At 65.7% G+C, this 17,372-nt stretch carries 15 protein-coding genes; 7 read left to right on the top strand and 8 right to left on the bottom strand.

The window, feature by feature from the left end; genetic code table 11:
• Positions 1-190 precede the first annotated feature (190 nt).
• Together ABIB80_RS29905 and ABIB80_RS29900 are read left to right on the top strand one after the other, a co-directional pair.
• Positions 191-730: an RDD family protein gene (locus tag ABIB80_RS29905; protein ID WP_007611123.1), complete on the top strand. Its 540-nt coding sequence runs from the start codon at positions 191-193 to the stop codon at positions 728-730.
• 149 nt (positions 731-879) lie between these two features.
• Positions 880-1,656, top strand: a complete 777-nt coding sequence (locus ABIB80_RS29900; protein ID WP_007603416.1) for an arginyltransferase — start codon at positions 880-882, stop codon at positions 1,654-1,656.
• 119 nt (positions 1,657-1,775) lie between these two features.
• Here the strand turns inward: ABIB80_RS29900 and ABIB80_RS29895 are convergent, their stop codons facing one another.
• Complete coding sequence (locus ABIB80_RS29895) at positions 1,776-3,128, bottom strand: Nramp family divalent metal transporter (RefSeq protein WP_354128890.1); 1,353 nt, start codon at positions 3,126-3,128, stop codon at positions 1,776-1,778.
• Between the two features lie 161 nt (positions 3,129-3,289).
• Here ABIB80_RS29895 and ABIB80_RS29890 point away from each other — a divergent pair, with 161 nt between their 5' ends.
• Complete coding sequence (locus tag ABIB80_RS29890) at positions 3,290-4,534, top strand: MFS transporter (protein ID WP_354128889.1); 1,245 nt, start codon at positions 3,290-3,292, stop codon at positions 4,532-4,534.
• A gap of 154 nt (positions 4,535-4,688) precedes the next feature.
• Here ABIB80_RS29890 and ABIB80_RS29885 read toward each other — a convergent pair whose 3' ends face one another.
• Positions 4,689-5,948, bottom strand: a complete 1,260-nt coding sequence (locus ABIB80_RS29885; protein WP_007603413.1) for an adenylate/guanylate cyclase domain-containing protein — start codon at positions 5,946-5,948, stop codon at positions 4,689-4,691.
• A 183-nt stretch (positions 5,949-6,131) separates the two neighbouring features.
• Here ABIB80_RS29885 and ABIB80_RS29880 point away from each other — a divergent pair, with 183 nt between their 5' ends.
• On the top strand, positions 6,132-7,289 hold the full coding sequence (locus ABIB80_RS29880) for an MFS transporter (RefSeq protein WP_354128888.1): 1,158 nt from the start codon (positions 6,132-6,134) through the stop codon (positions 7,287-7,289).
• A gap of 31 nt (positions 7,290-7,320) precedes the next feature.
• Positions 7,321-7,512 (top strand): hypothetical protein, encoded by a 192-nt coding sequence (locus ABIB80_RS29875; RefSeq protein WP_354128887.1) that lies wholly within the window; start codon positions 7,321-7,323, stop codon positions 7,510-7,512.
• Here the strand turns inward: ABIB80_RS29875 and ABIB80_RS29870 are convergent.
• The 3 genes from ABIB80_RS29870 to dmeF form a co-directional block, all read right to left on the bottom strand.
• Entirely contained in the window at positions 7,509-8,387 is an 879-nt protein-coding gene (locus ABIB80_RS29870) for a DMT family transporter (protein ID WP_354128886.1), read from the bottom strand. The genes ABIB80_RS29875 and ABIB80_RS29870 overlap by 4 nt on opposite strands.
• Before the next feature lie 83 nt (positions 8,388-8,470).
• Positions 8,471-9,301 carry an N-acyl homoserine lactonase family protein gene (locus tag ABIB80_RS29865; protein ID WP_354128885.1) on the bottom strand — a complete coding sequence of 277 codons (831 nt, stop codon included), beginning with the start codon at positions 9,299-9,301 and terminating at the stop codon, positions 8,471-8,473.
• A 79-nt stretch (positions 9,302-9,380) separates the two neighbouring features.
• A complete protein-coding gene (dmeF, locus tag ABIB80_RS29860) occupies positions 9,381-10,331 on the bottom strand; it encodes a CDF family Co(II)/Ni(II) efflux transporter DmeF (RefSeq protein ID WP_354128884.1) in 951 nt (316 codons plus the stop codon).
• 195 nt (positions 10,332-10,526) lie between these two features.
• Between dmeF and ABIB80_RS29855 the strand changes: the two genes are divergently transcribed.
• Positions 10,527-11,345, top strand: a complete 819-nt coding sequence (locus tag ABIB80_RS29855) for a chromate resistance protein ChrB domain-containing protein (protein ID WP_354128883.1) — start codon at positions 10,527-10,529, stop codon at positions 11,343-11,345.
• Complete coding sequence (gene chrA, locus ABIB80_RS29850; protein WP_354128882.1) at positions 11,345-12,730, top strand: chromate efflux transporter; 1,386 nt, start codon at positions 11,345-11,347, stop codon at positions 12,728-12,730. Before ABIB80_RS29855 ends, chrA begins: the two co-directional genes overlap by 1 nt.
• 107 nt (positions 12,731-12,837) lie before the next feature.
• Here the strand turns inward: chrA and ABIB80_RS29845 are convergent, their stop codons facing one another.
• From ABIB80_RS29845 to ABIB80_RS29835, 3 genes are all read right to left on the bottom strand, one after another.
• Positions 12,838-13,188, bottom strand: coding sequence for a hypothetical protein (locus tag ABIB80_RS29845; RefSeq protein ID WP_007603407.1), 351 nt, complete (start codon positions 13,186-13,188; stop codon positions 12,838-12,840).
• Positions 13,189-14,234: 1,046 nt separating this feature from the next.
• Positions 14,235-15,779 (bottom strand): GMC family oxidoreductase, encoded by a 1,545-nt coding sequence (locus ABIB80_RS29840; protein ID WP_354128881.1) that lies wholly within the window; start codon positions 15,777-15,779, stop codon positions 14,235-14,237.
• Between the two features lie 4 nt (positions 15,780-15,783).
• A complete protein-coding gene (locus ABIB80_RS29835) occupies positions 15,784-17,334 on the bottom strand; it encodes an ABC transporter substrate-binding protein (protein ID WP_354128880.1) in 1,551 nt (516 codons plus the stop codon).
• Positions 17,335-17,372 lie beyond the last annotated feature (38 nt).

Below are 17,372 nucleotides of genomic sequence, written 5' to 3'. Positions count from 1 at the left end.
ATGGGTCCTGGCTTTCGCCAGGACGACACTGAGGGGTGTGGCGCCAGCTCCCTCTCTCCCGGCTACCGCCGCCCCCGAATCGCCGGAATATTTCGGCTTGTTAATGTCGGCACCCTTGGCGCGCGGACGGCCTGTTCCCATGTCCTTCCACGGGAGTCCTGCCACGGGAGTTTCCCTCGGGAGAACGGTCATGTCGTATTCGGACTCGGGCAATGCCTGGCGCAATGACGGTGGGGCGCAGCCGCACGCTTACGATCCCTATCTGCACCCGGAACTGTTCCGCGGCGTTGCGACGCGGCGGGTGTTCGCCTTCCTGATCGACATGGTCGTGATCTCGGTGCCGGTGATCCTCGGCTACCTCTTCATCGCGGTGTTCGGCGTGGTTACGCTCGGCATCGGCTGGGCGCTGTTCTGGCTAGCCTGGCCGGCCTCCGTGATCTGGGCCATCGTCTATTACGGCGCCTGCATCGGCGGTCCGTCGTCCGCGACCATCGGCATGCGCGTGATGGATCTGGAGCTCCGCACCTGGTACGGCGCGCCCGGCTATTTCGTGCTCGGCGCCACCCACGCCGTGCTGTTCTGGGTGACCGTTTCGTTCCTGTCGCCCTTCGTGGTGCTGGTCGGGCTGTTCAACGGCCGCAGGCGCTTGCTGCAGGATTTCGTGCTGGGAACGGTCGTGATCAACAATTCCGTTCGTGCGCCGGTGCCTCAGGGCGCCAGAACCTACTGATCAAAGGACCTACTGATCAACCAACCCGGATCAAGAACCTATCAACCTGGACCCGCTATGCTGACCGATCTGACCTGCCGAGTAGACCGATTGACCGGGGGCTTTTGTAGCGCGATGCTGATGCACATTTTGGAGGCCCACGACGTCCCTTGACCCAGCACTCGCGCGACACCCCACAATTTTACCTCACGGCGCCGTCCCCCTGCCCCTATCTGCCGGGCCGACACGAGCGCAAGGTGTTTACGCACCTCGTAGGTGAGCGCGCCGGTGACCTCAACGACCTCCTGACCCATGGCGGCTTCCGTCGCAGCCAATCCATCGCCTACCGTCCGGCCTGCGACCAGTGTCGCGCCTGCGTCTCGGTCCGGGTGATCGCCAACGAGTTCCGCCCCTCCCGCAACTTCCGCAAGGTGATCGCGCGCAACGCCGACATCATCGGTGAGCAGCGCAGCGCGGTGCCGACCTCCGAGCAATATTCGGTGTTCCGCGCCTATCTCGATTCCCGTCACCGCCACGGCGGCATGGCCGACATGACCGTGCTCGACTACGCCATGATGGTCGAGGACAGCCATGTCGAGACCCGCATCATCGAGTACCGCAAGCGCGGCCCCGACAGCGGCATCACCGGCCGGGGCGAGGAGCTGATCGCGGTGGCGCTGACCGACGTGCTCAGCGACGGCCTGTCGATGGTCTATTCGTTCTTCGAGCCCGGCGAAGTCAGCCGCTCGATGGGCACCTTCATGATCCTCGACCACATCGCCCGCGCTCGCCGGCAAGGACTGCCTTACGTCTATCTCGGGTACTGGATCGAGGGCTCGAAGAAGATGGACTACAAGGCCCGCTTCCTGCCCCAGCAGCGCCTTGCACCGTCAGGCTGGCTGCGCATCGACGCGCAGGGCGACGCGGCATCCGAGCCGCAGGATTAGCTCTCCGTCGTGCCGCGAAATCGGGGCATCCAGTACGCCGCGGCTTCTCGGGTCAATCACAACCGTCTCTGGAATACTGGGTCGTCCGGTCCAGCCGGACGACGACAGCCGCGATGTGTTCACCCGAACAGCGTATCCGCGAGCAGCTTCAAGTTCAAAATCACGATGATGCCCGCGACGATCCACGCGATCGCCGCGACCCACCCCGGGATGACGAACTTGCCCATCTTGCGGCGGTCGGAGACGAAGCGGACCAGCGGGATGACGGCGAAGGGCAATTGCATCGACAGCACGACCTGGCTGAACACCAGCAGATCAGCCGTGCCGCGTTCGCCGTAGATCGCGGTGACGACGATCACGGGAACGATCGCGATGCCGCGCGTCAGCAACCGGCGCGCCCAGCTCGGCAGGCGCAGGTCGAGAAAGCCTTCCATCACGATCTGTCCGGCGAGCGTCGCCGTCACCGTTGAATTGAGGCCCGAGGCGAGCAGCGCCACCGCGAACAGCGTCGAGGCGATGCCGAGGCCAAGCAGCGGAGACAGCAGCTCGAAGGCCTGGCCGATCTCGGCGACGTCGGAATGGCCGCTCTTGTGGAAGGTTGCGGCAGCCACGACCAGGATCGCGGCATTGATGAACAGCGCCAGCATCAGGGCGACGGTCGAGTCCGTCGTCGCCCATTTGATCGCCTCGCGCCGGCCGGTGTCGTTGCGCTCATAGGCGCGCGTCTGCACGATCGAGGAGTGCAGATAGAGATTATGCGGCATCACGGTGGCGCCGATGATGCCGATTGCGATGTAGAGCATCTCGGGATTGGTGAAGATCTCGGTCTTCGGCACGAACCCCCTCAGCATCTCGGCCACCGGCGGTGCTGCCGCGGCAAGCTGGACCGTGAAGCAGACAGCGATCACGACGAGCAGTGCGATGACGAAGGCCTCGAGGAAACGGAAGCCACGGTTCATCAGGATGAGCAGCAAAAAGGCATCCAGCGCAGCGATCAGCGCGCCGCCGATCAGGGGAATGCCGAACAGGAGTTTTAGCGCAATTGCCGTGCCGATCACCTCGGCGAGATCGCAGGCGATGATCGCCGCCTCGCAGGCGATCCAGAGCAGGAAATTCACGGCCGGCGAATAGGTCGCACGGCAGGCCTGCGCGAGATCTCGGTCGGTGACGATGCCGAGCCGCGCTGCCAGCGACTGGAGCAGGATCGCCATCAGGTTCGACAGCAGGATGACCGAGAGCAGCGTGTAACCGAACTTCGAGCCGCCAGCGAGGTCGGTCGCCCAGTTGCCGGGGTCCATGTAGCCGACCGAGACCAGATAGCCCGGGCCGACAAAGGCGAGCAGGCGCCGCCACCACACCCCCGCGATGGGGAGGGCGACCGAGGCATTCACCTCCGCCAGGCTCTTGGTCGCAGGCGCATCATTGCGCCAGCCGGCGGCGTCTCGGGTCAGATCGGGAGAGCGAGCATCCATGGGGCGAGAATACCGAAGTCGAGCCTTATTGCAACTCATTTGCAACTGCATCTAGCCGCATCGGTCCCTTCGCTATGTGCCGCCCCTGTCGGGAAGCGGGTGGGTTTGGCCGTGGTCGGAGGCGGATAGTGGCGCCAACCCGACTTTGCAGGAAATGAGCCATGTCAAATCCGCTTCGCCTCCCCGAGACATTCAACCGCCTCGCCTGGTCGAACCTGGCGGCACAGTCGGCCGAACAGATCGCGCTGGCCGCGGCCCCCATCGTCGCGGTGCTGACGCTCGGCGTCGCCGAAGGCCAGACCGGCCTGCTCCAGACCGCGCTGACCCTGCCCTTCGTCCTCTTCGCCATCCCAGCCGGCCTGCTGGCCGACCGCATCTCCCGCCGTTCGCTGATGGCGGGCGCCGAGGCGCTGCGGGCAGCGGCCCTTGCCGCGATCGTGCTGCTGCTCGCACTCGGCGCGCTCAACCTGCCGCTGCTTGCGCTACTCGGCTTTGCCGCCGTGTGCGGTACCGTCGTCTACAGCGTGGCCGCGCCGGCGCTGGTGCCCTCGCTGGTGAGTTCGGACCTGTTGCCGGCGGCCAATGCGCGGATCGAGCTCGCACGCACCATCGCCTTCGCCAGCGGGCCTGCGCTTGGTGGCGCGCTGGTGGGGTGGTGGGGCGCGAGCCCGGCCTTCGGCTTCGCGGCCGCGCTCTCGGCTATCGCCGTCGTGCTGCTCTCCGGCATCTACGAGCCCGCCCGCACGCCGGCGCCACGGCGGCATCCGCTCCAGGACATCCGCGAGGGCGCGGCCTTCGTGTTTCATCATCCGCTGCTGCGGCCGGTCTTCATCACCCAGTTCATCTTCAACACCGGATGGTTCCTGCAGATCGCGGTGTTCGTGCCCTACGCCGTACGTCACCTCGGCCTAAACGCGGTCGGCGTCGGCACCGTGCTGACGATGTACGGTGTCGGCATGGTGATCGGCGCGCTGTTCGCCACGCGCGTGATGAAGCGCGTCACGTTCGGCACGGTGGTCGGCCTTGGCCCCGTCACCGGCTTCGTCGCCGCAATGGTGATGGCGCTGACGGTGCTGGTCCCCTCCCCCTGGCTTGCCGCCTTGAGCTTCTTCCTGCTCGGCGTCGGGCCGATCCTGTGGGTGATCTCGACCACAACGCTGCGCCAGTCGGTGACGCCGCCTCGCCTGCTCGGCCGCGTTTCCGCCATCAACATCATGAGCTACGGCGCCCGCCCGGTCGGCTCGGCGCTGGGTGCGATCGTCGGCGGCCTCTGGAGCGCGGAAGCGTGCCTCTATCTCGCCGCCGCCGTGTTCGGCGTGCAGGCGCTGGTGATCTGGCTCTCGCCCGCGGTGGCCCTGGACCGGCAGCCCGACATGGTGGGCGATGAGGCGGTGGCGCGGTGTTAGGCAGTTCCTCCGCCGTCGTCCTGGCGAAAGCCAGGATCCATTACCCCAGGGAGAAGTTTGGCAAAAATCGCCAACTATGAGTCTTCGCAAAACTGCAGGCGGTGGTTATGGGTCCTGGCTTTCGCCAGGACGACATTGGGGGGCACCGCGGAATTTAATTCGCCAGATACCGCTCGTAGCTCCCTGTCACCGGCTCGCTCGCATCCACCTCGGGATCGAGCGTGTAGAGATCCTGCGCGCGGCCGATGCCGCGCAACGCGTAGCGGCCGGTGGAGACGAGATAGCGGCGGCCGGCGGCATCGAGGCCCTTGTAGAACTCCGCCGAGGCCAGCAGCTCGCGATCGACCGAACGGCTCATCGAGGCGATGCGACTGACCTCGTTCACGGTCGGACCGACCACGGTGAAGTCAAGCCGGTCCTCGCTGCCGATATTGCCGTAGAAGACCTCGCCGACATGCAGGCCGATATAGGCGGACGTGGTGGGACGGCCCTCGGCGCCCCGCCGCAGATTGAGCGCTGCAACGTTCTTGCGGAATAGATGCTCGGCGCGCAGCGCCGCGCGCCGAGCATGCGCCATGTCTTCACCGGTGAACATCGCGAGCACGCCGTCGCCGATCAGCTTCAGCACGTCGCCGCCGGCGTCGTGGATCGCGTCGATCACGGCCTGCGCATAGTCGTTCAGGAACGGGATGATCTCGTCGGGGCCGATGCTCTCGCTGATTCCGGTCGAGCCGCGCAGATCCGAATACCACAGCACGGCGTTGATGCGCTCGGTGACGCCGCGCGAGATACGTCCGCTCAAGACCTGCTCTGAGGCATCGCGTCCGAGATAGACGCGGCCGAGCGTGCGCGCGATGTCGACCTGCTGCGCCGACTTGATCGCGAGCCCCAGCACCGGCACGAGATCGCGCAGCGCGGCGAGCTCGCCTTCGGCGAAGCCGCTGTCGCGTCGCGTTGTCCAGGAGGAGTAGAGGCAATCCATCTGCCCGAGCGCTCCGGTCTCCCCGAAGCGATGCACAAAGGCCAGGAAATGGCGGTGACCCGTTTCAGCGAGCTCGCCGATCTGCGAGAAATCGAGCGAGGGCGCGTCGGCAAGGTCGATCACCATCTCGTCGTGACCATGCTCGAGCAAATGATAGAACACCGAGCGGCGCCAATTGTTGGCCGCGTCGCCCTCGGCCGTCGAGCCGTATTCGACCACGTCGCTCTCGTTGGTCGGCGTATCGCTCCAGCGGAAGGCGCGTCCCTCGTAGATCGGGTGCAGCGTATCGATGACGACAAGCCCACGCGAGAGTTCCAGCCCCTCGGCGCGGCAGCGCTCGCAGAAGCCCCGCAGCAGTTCGGGTTCGGGCAGGCCGGTGAGCCCCTGGCCGGCCAACCAGTTCATCAGCGCAAGGCGCGAGGTCAATTGCATGCGCCATTATGCCGTGCATTCGTGACGAGCGAAAGGCGGCGCGCGGAGCTTGCGCCGCCAAAGCTCCGCTCACGGGCAAGGCTCCCACCGGCGGCAGGTCGCATATGTCGCGGACGCTGTTGACGTCCCCCCGCCTCGGGCGCAAATGCGAATGATGACACGGCCGATCAGAAATACGGGGATATGAGCCAGCGCCAGCTTCCGATCATCCTGGCGCTCGGTACCACGCAGACCCTGGCCTGGGCCTCGAGCTACTATCTGCCGGCGCTGCTTGCCGATCCCATGGCGCGCGATCTCGGCATCTCCTCCAACTGGGTCTTTGGCGCGTTCTCGGCCTCGCTGGTGATCTCTGCGCTGCTCGGGCCACGCATCGGGCGACAGATCGATCTGGTCGGCGGCCGGCAGGTCCTCTCGGTGTCGAACCTGACGATCGCTGCCGGTCTCGTTCTGCTCGGCCTCTCGCAATCGGTGGCGGTGATGGCGATGGCCTGGCTCGTGCTCGGCATCGGCATGGCGATGGGGCTCTACGACGCCGCCTTCGCCGCGCTCGGCCGCATCTACGGCACCGAGGCGCGCAGGCCGATCACCGGCATCACGCTGATGGCGGGCTTCGCATCGACCGTCGGCTGGCCACTCACCGCCTGGGGCCTTGCCCATATCGGCTGGCGCGAGACCTGCTTCGCCTGGGCCGCCGCCAACATCCTGATCGGCCTGCCCCTGAATTTCTTTGTGCTGCCGACGATCAAGGGCGCCAAGCAAGCTAACGCGGCGGCAGAGAAGCCGCATCTGCCGCTCGACCGCACCATGATCCTGCTCGCGTTCGTCTTCGCCGCAGTCTGGACTGTCACCGGCGCGATGGCCGCGCATTTCCCGCGCATCCTGGAGACCACCGGCGCGACGCCGGTCGAGGCGATCGCGGCCGGTGCGCTGATCGGCCCCGCGCAAGTGGCCGCGCGCGTTCTGGAGGCAGGCTTCCTCAGCCGCTTTCATCCGCTGTGGTCGACGCGGCTCGCCTGCCTCACCCACCCGATCGGCGCCGTGGTCGTGGCGATCTTCGGCGGCGCCGCGGCCAGTGCGTTTGCGCTGTTCCACGGCTCCGGCAACGGCATCCTGACCATCGCGCGCGGCACGCTGCCGCTGTCGATCTTCGGCCCCAAGGATTTCGGCTATCGGCTCGGCATCATTGGCGCGCCGGCACGGATGGCGCAGGCCGTCGCGCCGCTGGCCTTCGGCCTCCTCATCGACGTCATGGGCGCCAAGGTGCTGATCGTCTCGTCCGCGCTCAGCCTCTCGGCGCTGGCCGCGCTGTTCATGATCCGCGCGCAACCGCGGCCGGATTGACCGGGCGGGAGCTTTCGCGCACAAGCGGAGCATGACCGAAGACACCCGCCCGCCCCGCACATTCAAAGGCCTCTTGCGCTGGGCGACCACGCCGCCACAGGCCTGGGGTGTCTATCTCCTCGCCATCATCCTGGTCTGGCTGATCTCCTTCTACGCCGGCTCGCTGAAGCCGAAGAAGGCGCCGGACGCGAGTCCGCCCGCCGTGACCGCACCGCGCAGCTAGGCCGGCTTGGTTTCACTGGTCGCGATCCAGATGCCGGCGAACACGGCGACCAGCCCGATCAGGAGATTTGGCGTGATCGGCTCGCCGATCAGCAGCGCGGCGAGCAAGGTGGCGGCGATCGGGTTGACCGTCATCGTATTGGCGACCCGGGTCGGTGTCGCGCGCGCCAGCGCCATGACCCAGAGGATGAAGGCGAGCGCGCCGCCGCCGATGCCGAGATAGATGCCGGCAATCCACTGCCCCGTCGTGAACTGCCCGAGCGCTGCGAAACTCCCCTTCACCAGACCCGCCAGCACCAGCACGGCGGCGCCCGCGCCCATCCCGACCGTGAGAAAGCCGAGCGGACTGGAGCGCTGCATCAGCGGCCGCGACAGCACGTTGTAGAACGCCATGCAGAACACGGCACCGGTCATGATCAGCTCGCCACGCCAGGCCTCGGGCGGGCTTTGCGCCAGGCCCGCGGCCAGCGCCGCCGCCACGCCGAGCACCGCGATGCCGACACCGATGATCTTGCGCGCCGTCAGCCGCTCGACGCCGAGGATGGCGCCGACCACCATGGTGTGGAGCGGCAGCGTCGCCAGCGCGAGACTGGCGCGCGCGGCGGTCGTGTAGGACACCGCGATGTTGTAGAGGATGAAGAACACGCCGAAAAAGCAGATGCCGAGCAGCGCCACGGCCGGCCAGTCGGACCGCTGCGGCCAGCGCACGCCGAGCAGAAGCGCGCACGGCAGGAGGCAGAGAAAGCCGATCCCCCAACGCAGGATCGCGAGCAGGATCGGATCGGCGCCGCCGACCAGATAGCGGGTGATCGCCGCGGCCGTGCCGCCAAGGCTGCTCGACGCCAGCGCGATCGCAACCCCGGCCCACTCACCCACAATCGTCTCCCGTTGCGGAGCTTGTCGAGGGCGCTAGCACGCCCCTGCTGCCACCGTAGTGGCAACAGGGGCGTCTCGGGAAGCTAGTCGTAAAACTCCGGCGACATCTTCTGGCTGTCGCGCTGGATCTTGTCGTGGTTGATCCAGAGCTGCGCCTTCTCCTTGCCGAGCGTGTCGGCAATCTTCTGCATTGAGGCCGCGCTCTGGTCCTTGTTGGCGTTCATGCTGGGCACACGGCGGTTCTCCCAGTTGTCTTTGAAGTGCACCGCATCGCCCGACAGCACCACGGCGCCGGTCTTCGGCAGCTTCACCAGCAGCGACTGGTGTCCCGGCGTATGGCCGGGCGTCGACAGGATGGTCACGCTGCCGTCGCCGAATACGTCCTTGTCGCCCGCAAGCAGCTCGACCGGATGCGACGGCTTGAATCGCGGCTCGTTGTTGGCACCGGGCCAGTCATACTCGGCCTTCTGCACGTAGAGCGTGGCTTGAGGGAATAGCTCGACATTGCCGGTGTGGTCGGGATGGGTGTGCGAGACGGCCATCATCTTGACGTCACCGGGCTTGAGGCCGAGCTGTTCGAGCTGGGCGGCAAGCGTCTTCGGCCGCCGCCAGGTCACCGCCTTGGGATCCGCGGGCGCAAGACCATTCGGCATCGCGGCGACTGCGTCGGCGATGCCGGTGTCCCACAGGAACCAGCCCTTGGCGTGCTTGACGAGATAGCAGCTGTCGACGAAGTCCATCGTCTTGCCTTCGTTGAGGCCGGGCGTCCACCGCGAGATGTCGCCGGCGGTGCCCTCCCCGCAATTGAGCACGTAGAGCTTTTCGACACCGGTCTTTTCCGATTGCGCCAGCGCCGCATGGCCGGACAGAGCGAACGCGGCGACGGCGAGAGCGAGCGTGATCCTTGACGTCATTGGTTCCTCCCTTGCAGCCATTGTCGGCTGTGACCGAGGATCAACCCCGGCCGGTTCGGCAGAATTCCCGCAGACCGCTTCAATGCGGGCAGGTCTCGACCTCGACGGTGACATGGCTGAGGCCCTTCAGCCCGGCGAGCCGCTTCTTGTAGACCGCCGGCTGCTTCGGCTTGTCCGAGACCACCGACACCAGCACGGCGCAATGGCCGGGACCGACCTGCCACAGATGCAGATCCGTGACGCGGTCGTCCCCGATCTCCATGCGCGCCCGGATCACACGCTCGAGCTTCTCGTCGGCGCGCACATCGAGCAGCACCGCGCCCGATGTCTTGATCAGGCCGAACGCCCAGCTTGCGATCACGGCACTGCCGATCAGGCCGACCGCCGGATCGGCCCAGGCCCAACCCGAATACATGGCGACCACGAGCGCGGCGATCGCCAGCACCGAGGTCGCTGCGTCCGCCATGACGTGGACATAGGCGGCGCGGAGATTGTTGTCGTGGTGGTGATGATGATGATCGTGGTCATGATCATCGTGATCATCATGCGCATGGCCATGATGGTGGTGATCGTGGCTGTCGCGGAGCAGCCAGGCACTGGCGAGGTTGACGCACAGGCCGAGGGCAGCGACCGCGATGGCCTCGCCATAGACGATCGACACCGGCGTGAACAGCCGCAGCACGCTCTCATAGGCGATCTCGACCGCGATCAGGCCGAGGATGACCGCGCTGGCGAAGGCGGCGAGATCGCCGAATTTGCCGGTGCCAAAGCTGAAATGCGAGCTCCCCAGGTGCCGCCGCGCAAAGCGATACGCGAATGCGGCAATCCCCAGCGCCGCTGCATGCGTGCCCATGTGCCAGCCGTCGGCGAGCAGCGCCATCGAGCCGAACAGCGAGCCGGCGACGATCTCGCCGACCATCATGACCAGCGTCAGCACGACCACGAGCCAGGTGCGCCGCTCGTTCTCGTCGTGCTTGTCGCCCAGAAAGGCGTGGTCATGGGTCCATTGTTCGATGGAATGGGAATGCATCGCAAAGTCTCCGAAAGGTCCGGGCCGTTGACCCCTAATATAGACCTGCGAGTCTTCTGGGCAAAATCGCCGGAATGAGCCGATTGACAGGTCGGTGCCGTTTCGGTGTAATGAAGGCCATGGGGATTTGAGCGATCTCCCCACGAGGCGACATGCCCAAGTATCGCGTCCCGTTTCTTCTTACGAGGGCGCATCATGTCTTCCTACACGACGATATCATCTGAAAAAATGGCACGGCTGATCGGCACGGCGAATGCGCCTGTCCTGATCGATGTGCGCACCGACGAGGATTTTGCCGCCGACCGGCGGCTGATCCCGGGTTCGATCAAGCTCAGCCACGAAAATGTTCCCGACTGGGGCGCCAACTTCGCCGGCCGTTCCGTGATCGTCTCGTGCCTGCGCGGCGAAAAGCTCGCGCAGGGCACGGCGGCCTGGCTCAGGCAGCTCGGCGTGCAAGCCGAGACGCTGGAGGGCGGCTTCGAAGGCTGGAAGGCGGCAAAACTGCCGCTGGTCGACACCCGCAAGCTGCCGCCGCGCGACGCCAAGGGGCGAACCGTCTGGATCACGCGGGCGCGGCCCAAGGTCGACCGCATTGCCTGCCCCTGGCTGATCCGCCGCTTCGTCGACCCTACGGCCGTGTTCCTGTTCGTGGCGCCTTCGGAAGTGGCGGCCGTCGGGCAACGCTTCAACGCAGCCCCCTTTGACATCGAGAACGTGTTTTGGAGCCACCGTGGCGAGCTCTGCACCTTCGACGTGATGATCGAGGAGTTCGGGATTGCCGCGCCGGCGCTGCTCCGGCTGGCAACGCTGGTGCGCGGCGCCGACACCGGGCGGCCCGACCTTGCGCCGGAGGCGCCCGGCCTGCTCGCAGCTTCGCTCGGGCTGTCGCGGATGTATGATGACGACCTCGAACAGCTCGAAGCCGGCATGCTGCTCTACGACGCCTTCTATCGCTGGTGCCGTGACGCTACGTCTGAGACCCACAACTGGCCGACCAACAAGACGAAGGCTTGATGGATACGCGTACGATCGAAGCAGGAGCTGATGCCGGTCACGGCGTCAGCTTCAGTGAAGCGTTTCGCGTCTGGCTCCGTGTCGCCTGCCTGAGTTTTGGCGGGCCCGCGGGCCAGATCGCGGTCATGCACCGCATCCTGGTCGAGGAGAAGAACTGGATCTCGGAAGCCCGTTTCCTCCACGCGCTCAATTACTGCATGCTGCTGCCGGGCCCGGAGGCGCAGCAGCTCGCGACCTATGTCGGCTGGCTGATGCATCGCACCGCCGGCGGGCTGATGGCTGGCGGTCTGTTCATTCTGCCCGGCATCATCGCCATCATGGGCCTGAGCTACGTCTACGCCGCCTACGGCAATGTCAGCTTCGTGGAGGCGCTGTTCTTCGGCTTGAAAGCCGCCGTGCTCGCCATCGTCGTCGAGGCCGTGGTGCGGGTCGGCAAGCGCGCATTGAAGAACCGCATCATGATCGCGCTCGCCGCGATCGCCTTCGTCGCGATTTTCTTCTTCGCGATCCCCTTCCCGGTCATCATCATCGCCGCCGGCATCATCGGATATATCGGCGCCAAACAGGGCCGTCCGGAATTCGCGCCGGCCGGTCACGGCTCTGCCGGCAGCAGCGCCGTGATCGACAGCATGCTCGGCGACGCTGTGCCCGAACATGTACGCCCCAACACCGCGCGCACGATTCGCGTCGGCGCGCTCTGGCTTGCGCTCTGGCTGGTGCCGGTGATCGCGCTGTTGCTCGCTGTTGGACAAGACAATGTCTTCAGTCACATCGCGCTGTTCTTCTCGAAGATGGCGCTGGTCACCTTCGGCGGCGCCTACGCAGTGCTGGCCTATGTCGCCCAGCAGGCGGTCGAGCATTATCACTGGCTCAAGCCGCACGAGATGCTCGACGGTCTCGGCATGGCCGAGACCACGCCGGGCCCGCTGATCATGGTGCTTCAGTTCGTGGGCTTCATGGCCGCCTACCGCGACGCCAGCGGCCTGTCGCCGATGCTCGCGGCCACGCTCGGCGGATTGCTCGCGACCTGGGTCACCTTCACGCCCTGCTTCCTCTGGATTTTCGTAGGCGCCCCTTACGTCGAACGGCTGCGCGGCAACAAGGGCCTCGGCGGTGCGCTCAGTGCCATCACCGCTGCCGTCGTCGGCGTGATCCTCAACCTCTCGATCTGGTTCGCGCTGCACACGCTGTTCCGCGACACCGTGCCGGTGCACACCTTCCCGTTTGCCTTCGACATGCCGGTCCTGACCAGCGTCGATATCCCTGCGCTCGTGCTGTCGATCGCGGCCGCGACCGCGATCTTCCGATTCAAGCTGGGGATGTTGACGGTGCTGGCCGGCAGTTGCGCTGCTGGCGTGGCGCTGCGGCTGGCGGGGGTGATTTAGGACGCGGAGTCATTGGTTCGTCGCGTCCGGTTTGCCAATGGAAGGCGTCACTAAGCCGTCAGAGTTGCATGGCGGCTGCTATCGACCACAAGCCGGCATCGCTGCCGCTAACTCCGTGGCCCCGGCTGCGGTGGCGACGGTTTCGTTTCCGGCTGCTGCGATGACGTAGCGGGGGGTTGCTGCTGCTGAGCATTGACCGGCTGCTGATCGCCGCCACCATGCGGGACACACGTCCCAACGTTGCTCAGCAGTCGTTTGGCTTCGACATCGCGAGCTTTCTTGTAGTCCCTGCGCCGGTCGATCCTTGCCGCAGCCATGCGATCCCACGCCTCGAAGGCATCAGCGTAGTGCTGTCGCATTTGCTCTTCTGCGGCGAGACAATCACTGAACTTGTCGAACACAAGATCGGTGTTGACGGGCGAGACGCCGCTTACCAAAACCACCAGCATCCATTTCATAGCTTCTGCCTGCGTTCGCCCCGCTCACGGGAACGACGAGGCCTTGGCAAAGTTCCCAGCGGCTTTGCAAGCCCGCCGGCTGATCCATCGAGGTGGGCAGATGGATCTAGCTACAAACTTCAACACTTTCGTTGACCGAGCCGAACGACTTCCGCTCTGCCCTCAAAAGCTAGCGTCTCTCGGCACGCGCCTCGGGCGAAAGCCGTCACCCTCGCCTCCGCATGCCCGTCGGGCAAAACAGCCGACCACTTCCGCCACACTTCCTGTCAAGCCCACCTCGCAAAATATTCCGCTTTACCGAAATTCGGATTTGACGTACAAGCGACACACCATGGCCCGAGACGAGGGGCGGATCGCGATCGTCACGAACCGCGGGTTGGGTAGCGATGGACGCGACGGCGTCGAGTACGATCGGCATTGCAGGGCGGCTTCGGCTGTGAGCAATGGCTTTCGTGCCTACGACACGACGCCGAAAGCGTTTTCGCATGGCCTCGGGTGTGAGCACACGCCAGCACTCGAAGTTCCAGCGAGGACGTGCGCGGACGAACAAGTCGTGTGGTCCTGACGCCCGGGGTCTGTGCGTCAAGTCCTGCGGTGATGTGGCGGCCCGACCGGGCGCGCGCATCAGTCATCTGCATGGCGACGGGGGCAATAGTGCATCGCTCCCCGGGGAGAGCACGAAGGACACGTTAAAACCATCGCGCAGGGAAGGCCGGGCGATCCGGCGAACCTGTGATCCACCCCGTGTGCATTTCTATCGCCCACGGATCTGCGGGTGCCAGCCGGCGCCCGGTCTTCCCTGCGCCCTTGTCTCCACGAGGGGCAATGCGCCGACGCAAGACTCGGGCGGAACGCGCCGCGAGATCGCGAACGCTCGTCCGTTGTTTGAAACGTGTATCGGCGCGACGACTAGTCTAGCCCACTCTCCGTGTCATCGTCCGCGAAGGCGGGCGATCCAGTATTCAACGGCGGCATTGTGCGAACCCAGCGGCGCCTCGGAGTACTGGATGCCCGCCTTCGCGGAGCATGACACTGTCGTTTTCGCTCTACCGCATCATCATCCGCGCAATCGCTTCCCCGATCACCACCGTCGTGAAGTGGGTGTTGGCCCGGCAATCCGACGGCATGATCGAGGCGTCGGCGACGCGCAGGCCCGCGATACCCTTCACCGTGCCGTCAGGGTTGACCACGCCGTCGGCGTCGTTGACACCAGTCATGCGGCAGCTGCCGGCGGCGTGCTGGATGTCGCCGGTCTCACGGCGCAGCAGCGCGTCGAGCTCGTGATCCGGCAAGGCCGCGGCTTGCTGCAGCGTCAGATCGGTGTCGGCGAGCCGGATCCAATCGGTGATGCCTGATAGCGCCGGCTGGGCGGTGATCACGGCTAGCCGCTTCACCGCATCCATCATGCGCAGCATGTCGCGGGGTTCGGCCAGCATGTTCTCCTCGACGACAGGATCGATCGCGGGGTCGGTCGAGGCCAGCTTGAGCGTGCCACGCGAATACGCGTTGAACAGCCCGGCGCCGATGGCCCCCGGCACGCCGATGCCGCGATGATTGAAAGCGATCATGATCATGTCGCGCTTGCCGCCGTCGGCGAGGCCCGACGTATAAGTCACGCAGCAATTGGTATGGCGGGTGTCCGGATCGGTCGGCCGCAGGTTTTCGTGGAGCTGGATCGTGGCGCGAAACAGCGGGTGGTCGAAGAAGTGCCGGCCGACCGGCAGGTCGCGCTCGACCGCGATCCCCATCGCCTTCAGCTCATGCGCGGGTCCAATGCCCGAGCGCAGCAGGATCGCCGGACTGTGGATGGCGCCGGCGCACAGCACGATCTGGCGCGCGCTGATCTCGCTGGTGCCCTGCCCCTCGATGTGAACGCGGAGGCCGGTCGCCCTTCCGTCGCTGATCAGGACCCGGTCGACCAGTGCATGCCCGCGAATCTCGAGATTGGCGCGGCCGCGCGCGGGCTCCAGATAACCCTCATTAGTCGTGATGCGGCGGCTGTCGCGGCTATTTATGGGATAGCAGGCCACGCCCTCGCCGTCCGGGCCGTTGACGTCGGCGCACCAGGGATAGCCGCTCGCCAGCGCCGCATCACGCAAGCCGCGATCGATCGGCCCCCATTTGTCCGGCGGCGCCCGATAGACCGGCAGCGGTCCGCCGCGGCCATGGCCGGCAGTGTCGCCGAATTCCAGGTCATCCTCGATCACCGAGAACAACGGCATAACGTCCTTCGCCGACCAGCCGGTGCAGCCATTGGCGGCCCATTCGTCGAACGCATCGGCGACGCCGCGGATGGCGATCTGGCCGTTCATCATCGACGAGCCGCCGAGCCCCTTGCCGCGCCAGTAGAAGCGCGGCTCCTGGCCGGCCACACGGCGCGTCAGAAGATCAGGCCACTGCCATTTCTCCTGGTACTCGCGCTTGTGGATGATCGGGATGGGATTTGGCGTCATCACTTCCCAGGGCGCCTCGTCGGCGCGCCAGTCCAGCCCCGCTTCGAGCAACAGGACGCGCCGTGCGGGATCTTCCGAGAGCCGCGCCGCAACGGCGGCGCCGGCGGAGCCGCCGCCGACAACAATGATATCGTACATCGGGCTACTTCTCAACGTTCCAGAACACCGGGATGGCTGACGGTATCAGACCGCGCAAACTGGCGCGAGAGGCGGCAGGCTGGGCGAATTGGCCCCACGGTATTGCGGGTGCCTGATCGTACATGACGGCCTGGATCTCGCCTGCGATCTTCTTGCGATCCTCCTCGGCGGGCGCCTTGGCAAAGGCCTCCATCAGCGGCGTGATGCGCGCGTCACACTGCCAGCCGGTGAAGTCGGCGCAGTTGAAGGCGACCATGACGTTGGTCAAGGGCGAGCCGAGATCGAAACCGCCGGCGTGGACGCCATAGACGCTCCAGCCCTCCTTCTTGGCGCGGCGTGCCAGCACGCTCGCCCAGTCCATCACCTGGAGATCGACGGTGAAACCGGCCTGCTTCAGCCGCTCGGCCAGCACCTGCGCCGAGACGCGCGGGGCTTCGAGATCGTTCGCCTCCATCACGATAACAGGCTCGCCGGCATATTTCGTCGCCTTCAGTGCCGCCCTCGCCGCCTCGATCGACGGGCTGACCGCGGCCTCGGTGCCGGCCTTGCTGTCATAGGTGGTGCCGCAGGTGAAGTATGTCGCGCAAGGAGCCGCGTATTTGGCGTCCAGGCCGAGCGCGTCCAGCACCTCGCGCTGATCGACCAGCTTCCACAGCACACGCCTGATGGCGGGATCGTCGAACGGCTTTGATGCGGCGTTGAGGCGATAGGCGCCCGCGAACATGTTGCCGCCGGTGAAATTGACGAGCTTGACCCGTGAGTTCTTCTCCATGGTCGGCAGCAGATCGAACGGCGCGTATTGCATGAAATCGACTTCGCCGGCCTGCAGCGCGGAGGCTGCGGTCGCACCATCTGGAATGACGCGGATCTCGAGTGTGTCGATGTTGACGCGCTTGCCGCCGGCGAGGAAGTCGGCAGGCTCGGGACGCGGCACGTAGTCGGCGAACTTCTTCAGGACCATGCGATCGCCAGTGCGGTGATCGGCCATGCTGTAGACGAACGGGCCGGAGCCGACGATCTCGGTGATGCGTTGGTCGCCGGGCGTTTTGGCAATGCGCTCGGGCATCATGAAGGCGACCGGACTGACGGGATTGCCGAGCGCGTCGATGACGAGACCGGACGGCTCCTTCAGCGTCAGCACGAATGTTTTCGCATCCGTCGGCTCGAGCGAGGCCGTGATTGCAAAAATGCGGCGGCCGAGCGCACTGCGGGTGCCCCAACGGCGCAGCGAGGCGACGCAATCGGCGGCGGTGACCGGCTGACCGTCATGCCATTTCAGGCCGTCGCGCAGCGTGAAACTGTAGGTCAGGCCATCGGCCGAGACCTTCCAGTCCTGCACCATCTGCGGCTTGATCTCGCCTTTGGAATCCTTCGCAAACAGCGTGTCGAACACCATGTAGCCGAACGTGCGCGTAATATAGGCCGTCGAGAAATGCGGATCGAGCGTGACGATCTCCGCCTCGAGCACCGCAACGAGATTGCCCGCCGCATGCGCCGGCGCCGCGACGATCACGAGCCCGAGCAGCGCCGGAATGAAAGCCTTCAGTTTGGACATTGGTGCCTATTGCCTCTGGCGAGCTGTTGCTGTCGCCA

It is taken from the genome of Bradyrhizobium sp. i1.15.2 (assembly GCF_040548425.1).
GTDB classification, from domain to species: domain Bacteria; phylum Pseudomonadota; class Alphaproteobacteria; order Rhizobiales; family Xanthobacteraceae; genus Bradyrhizobium; species Bradyrhizobium canariense.
The sequence above is the reverse complement of the archived record's forward strand: the minus strand, read 5'-3'. Positions and strand labels throughout refer to the sequence as shown.

What these genes read in the sequence shown, in the direction of transcription:
- ABIB80_RS29895 (WP_354128890.1), bottom strand. Translation starts at nt 3,128, where the DNA reads ATGGATGCTCGCTCTCCCGATCTGACCCGAGACGCCGCCGGCTGGCGC.
- ABIB80_RS29875 (WP_354128887.1), top strand. Translation starts at nt 7,321, where the DNA reads ATGACCGAAGACACCCGCCCGCCCCGCACATTCAAAGGCCTCTTGCGC.
- ABIB80_RS29845 (WP_007603407.1), bottom strand. Translation starts at nt 13,188, where the DNA reads ATGAAATGGATGCTGGTGGTTTTGGTAAGCGGCGTCTCGCCCGTCAAC.
- ABIB80_RS29865 (WP_354128885.1), bottom strand. Translation starts at nt 9,301, where the DNA reads ATGACGTCAAGGATCACGCTCGCTCTCGCCGTCGCCGCGTTCGCTCTG.
- ABIB80_RS29880 (WP_354128888.1), top strand. Translation starts at nt 6,132, where the DNA reads ATGAGCCAGCGCCAGCTTCCGATCATCCTGGCGCTCGGTACCACGCAG.
- ABIB80_RS29855 (WP_354128883.1), top strand. Translation starts at nt 10,527, where the DNA reads ATGTCTTCCTACACGACGATATCATCTGAAAAAATGGCACGGCTGATC.
- ABIB80_RS29840 (WP_354128881.1), bottom strand. Translation starts at nt 15,779, where the DNA reads ATGTACGATATCATTGTTGTCGGCGGCGGCTCCGCCGGCGCCGCCGTT.
- dmeF (WP_354128884.1), bottom strand. Translation starts at nt 10,331, where the DNA reads ATGCATTCCCATTCCATCGAACAATGGACCCATGACCACGCCTTTCTG.
- ABIB80_RS29885 (WP_007603413.1), bottom strand. Translation starts at nt 5,948, where the DNA reads ATGCAATTGACCTCGCGCCTTGCGCTGATGAACTGGTTGGCCGGCCAG.
- chrA (WP_354128882.1), top strand. Translation starts at nt 11,345, where the DNA reads ATGGATACGCGTACGATCGAAGCAGGAGCTGATGCCGGTCACGGCGTC.
- ABIB80_RS29905 (WP_007611123.1), top strand. Translation starts at nt 191, where the DNA reads ATGTCGTATTCGGACTCGGGCAATGCCTGGCGCAATGACGGTGGGGCG.
- ABIB80_RS29835 (WP_354128880.1), bottom strand. Translation starts at nt 17,334, where the DNA reads ATGTCCAAACTGAAGGCTTTCATTCCGGCGCTGCTCGGGCTCGTGATC.
- ABIB80_RS29890 (WP_354128889.1), top strand. Translation starts at nt 3,290, where the DNA reads ATGTCAAATCCGCTTCGCCTCCCCGAGACATTCAACCGCCTCGCCTGG.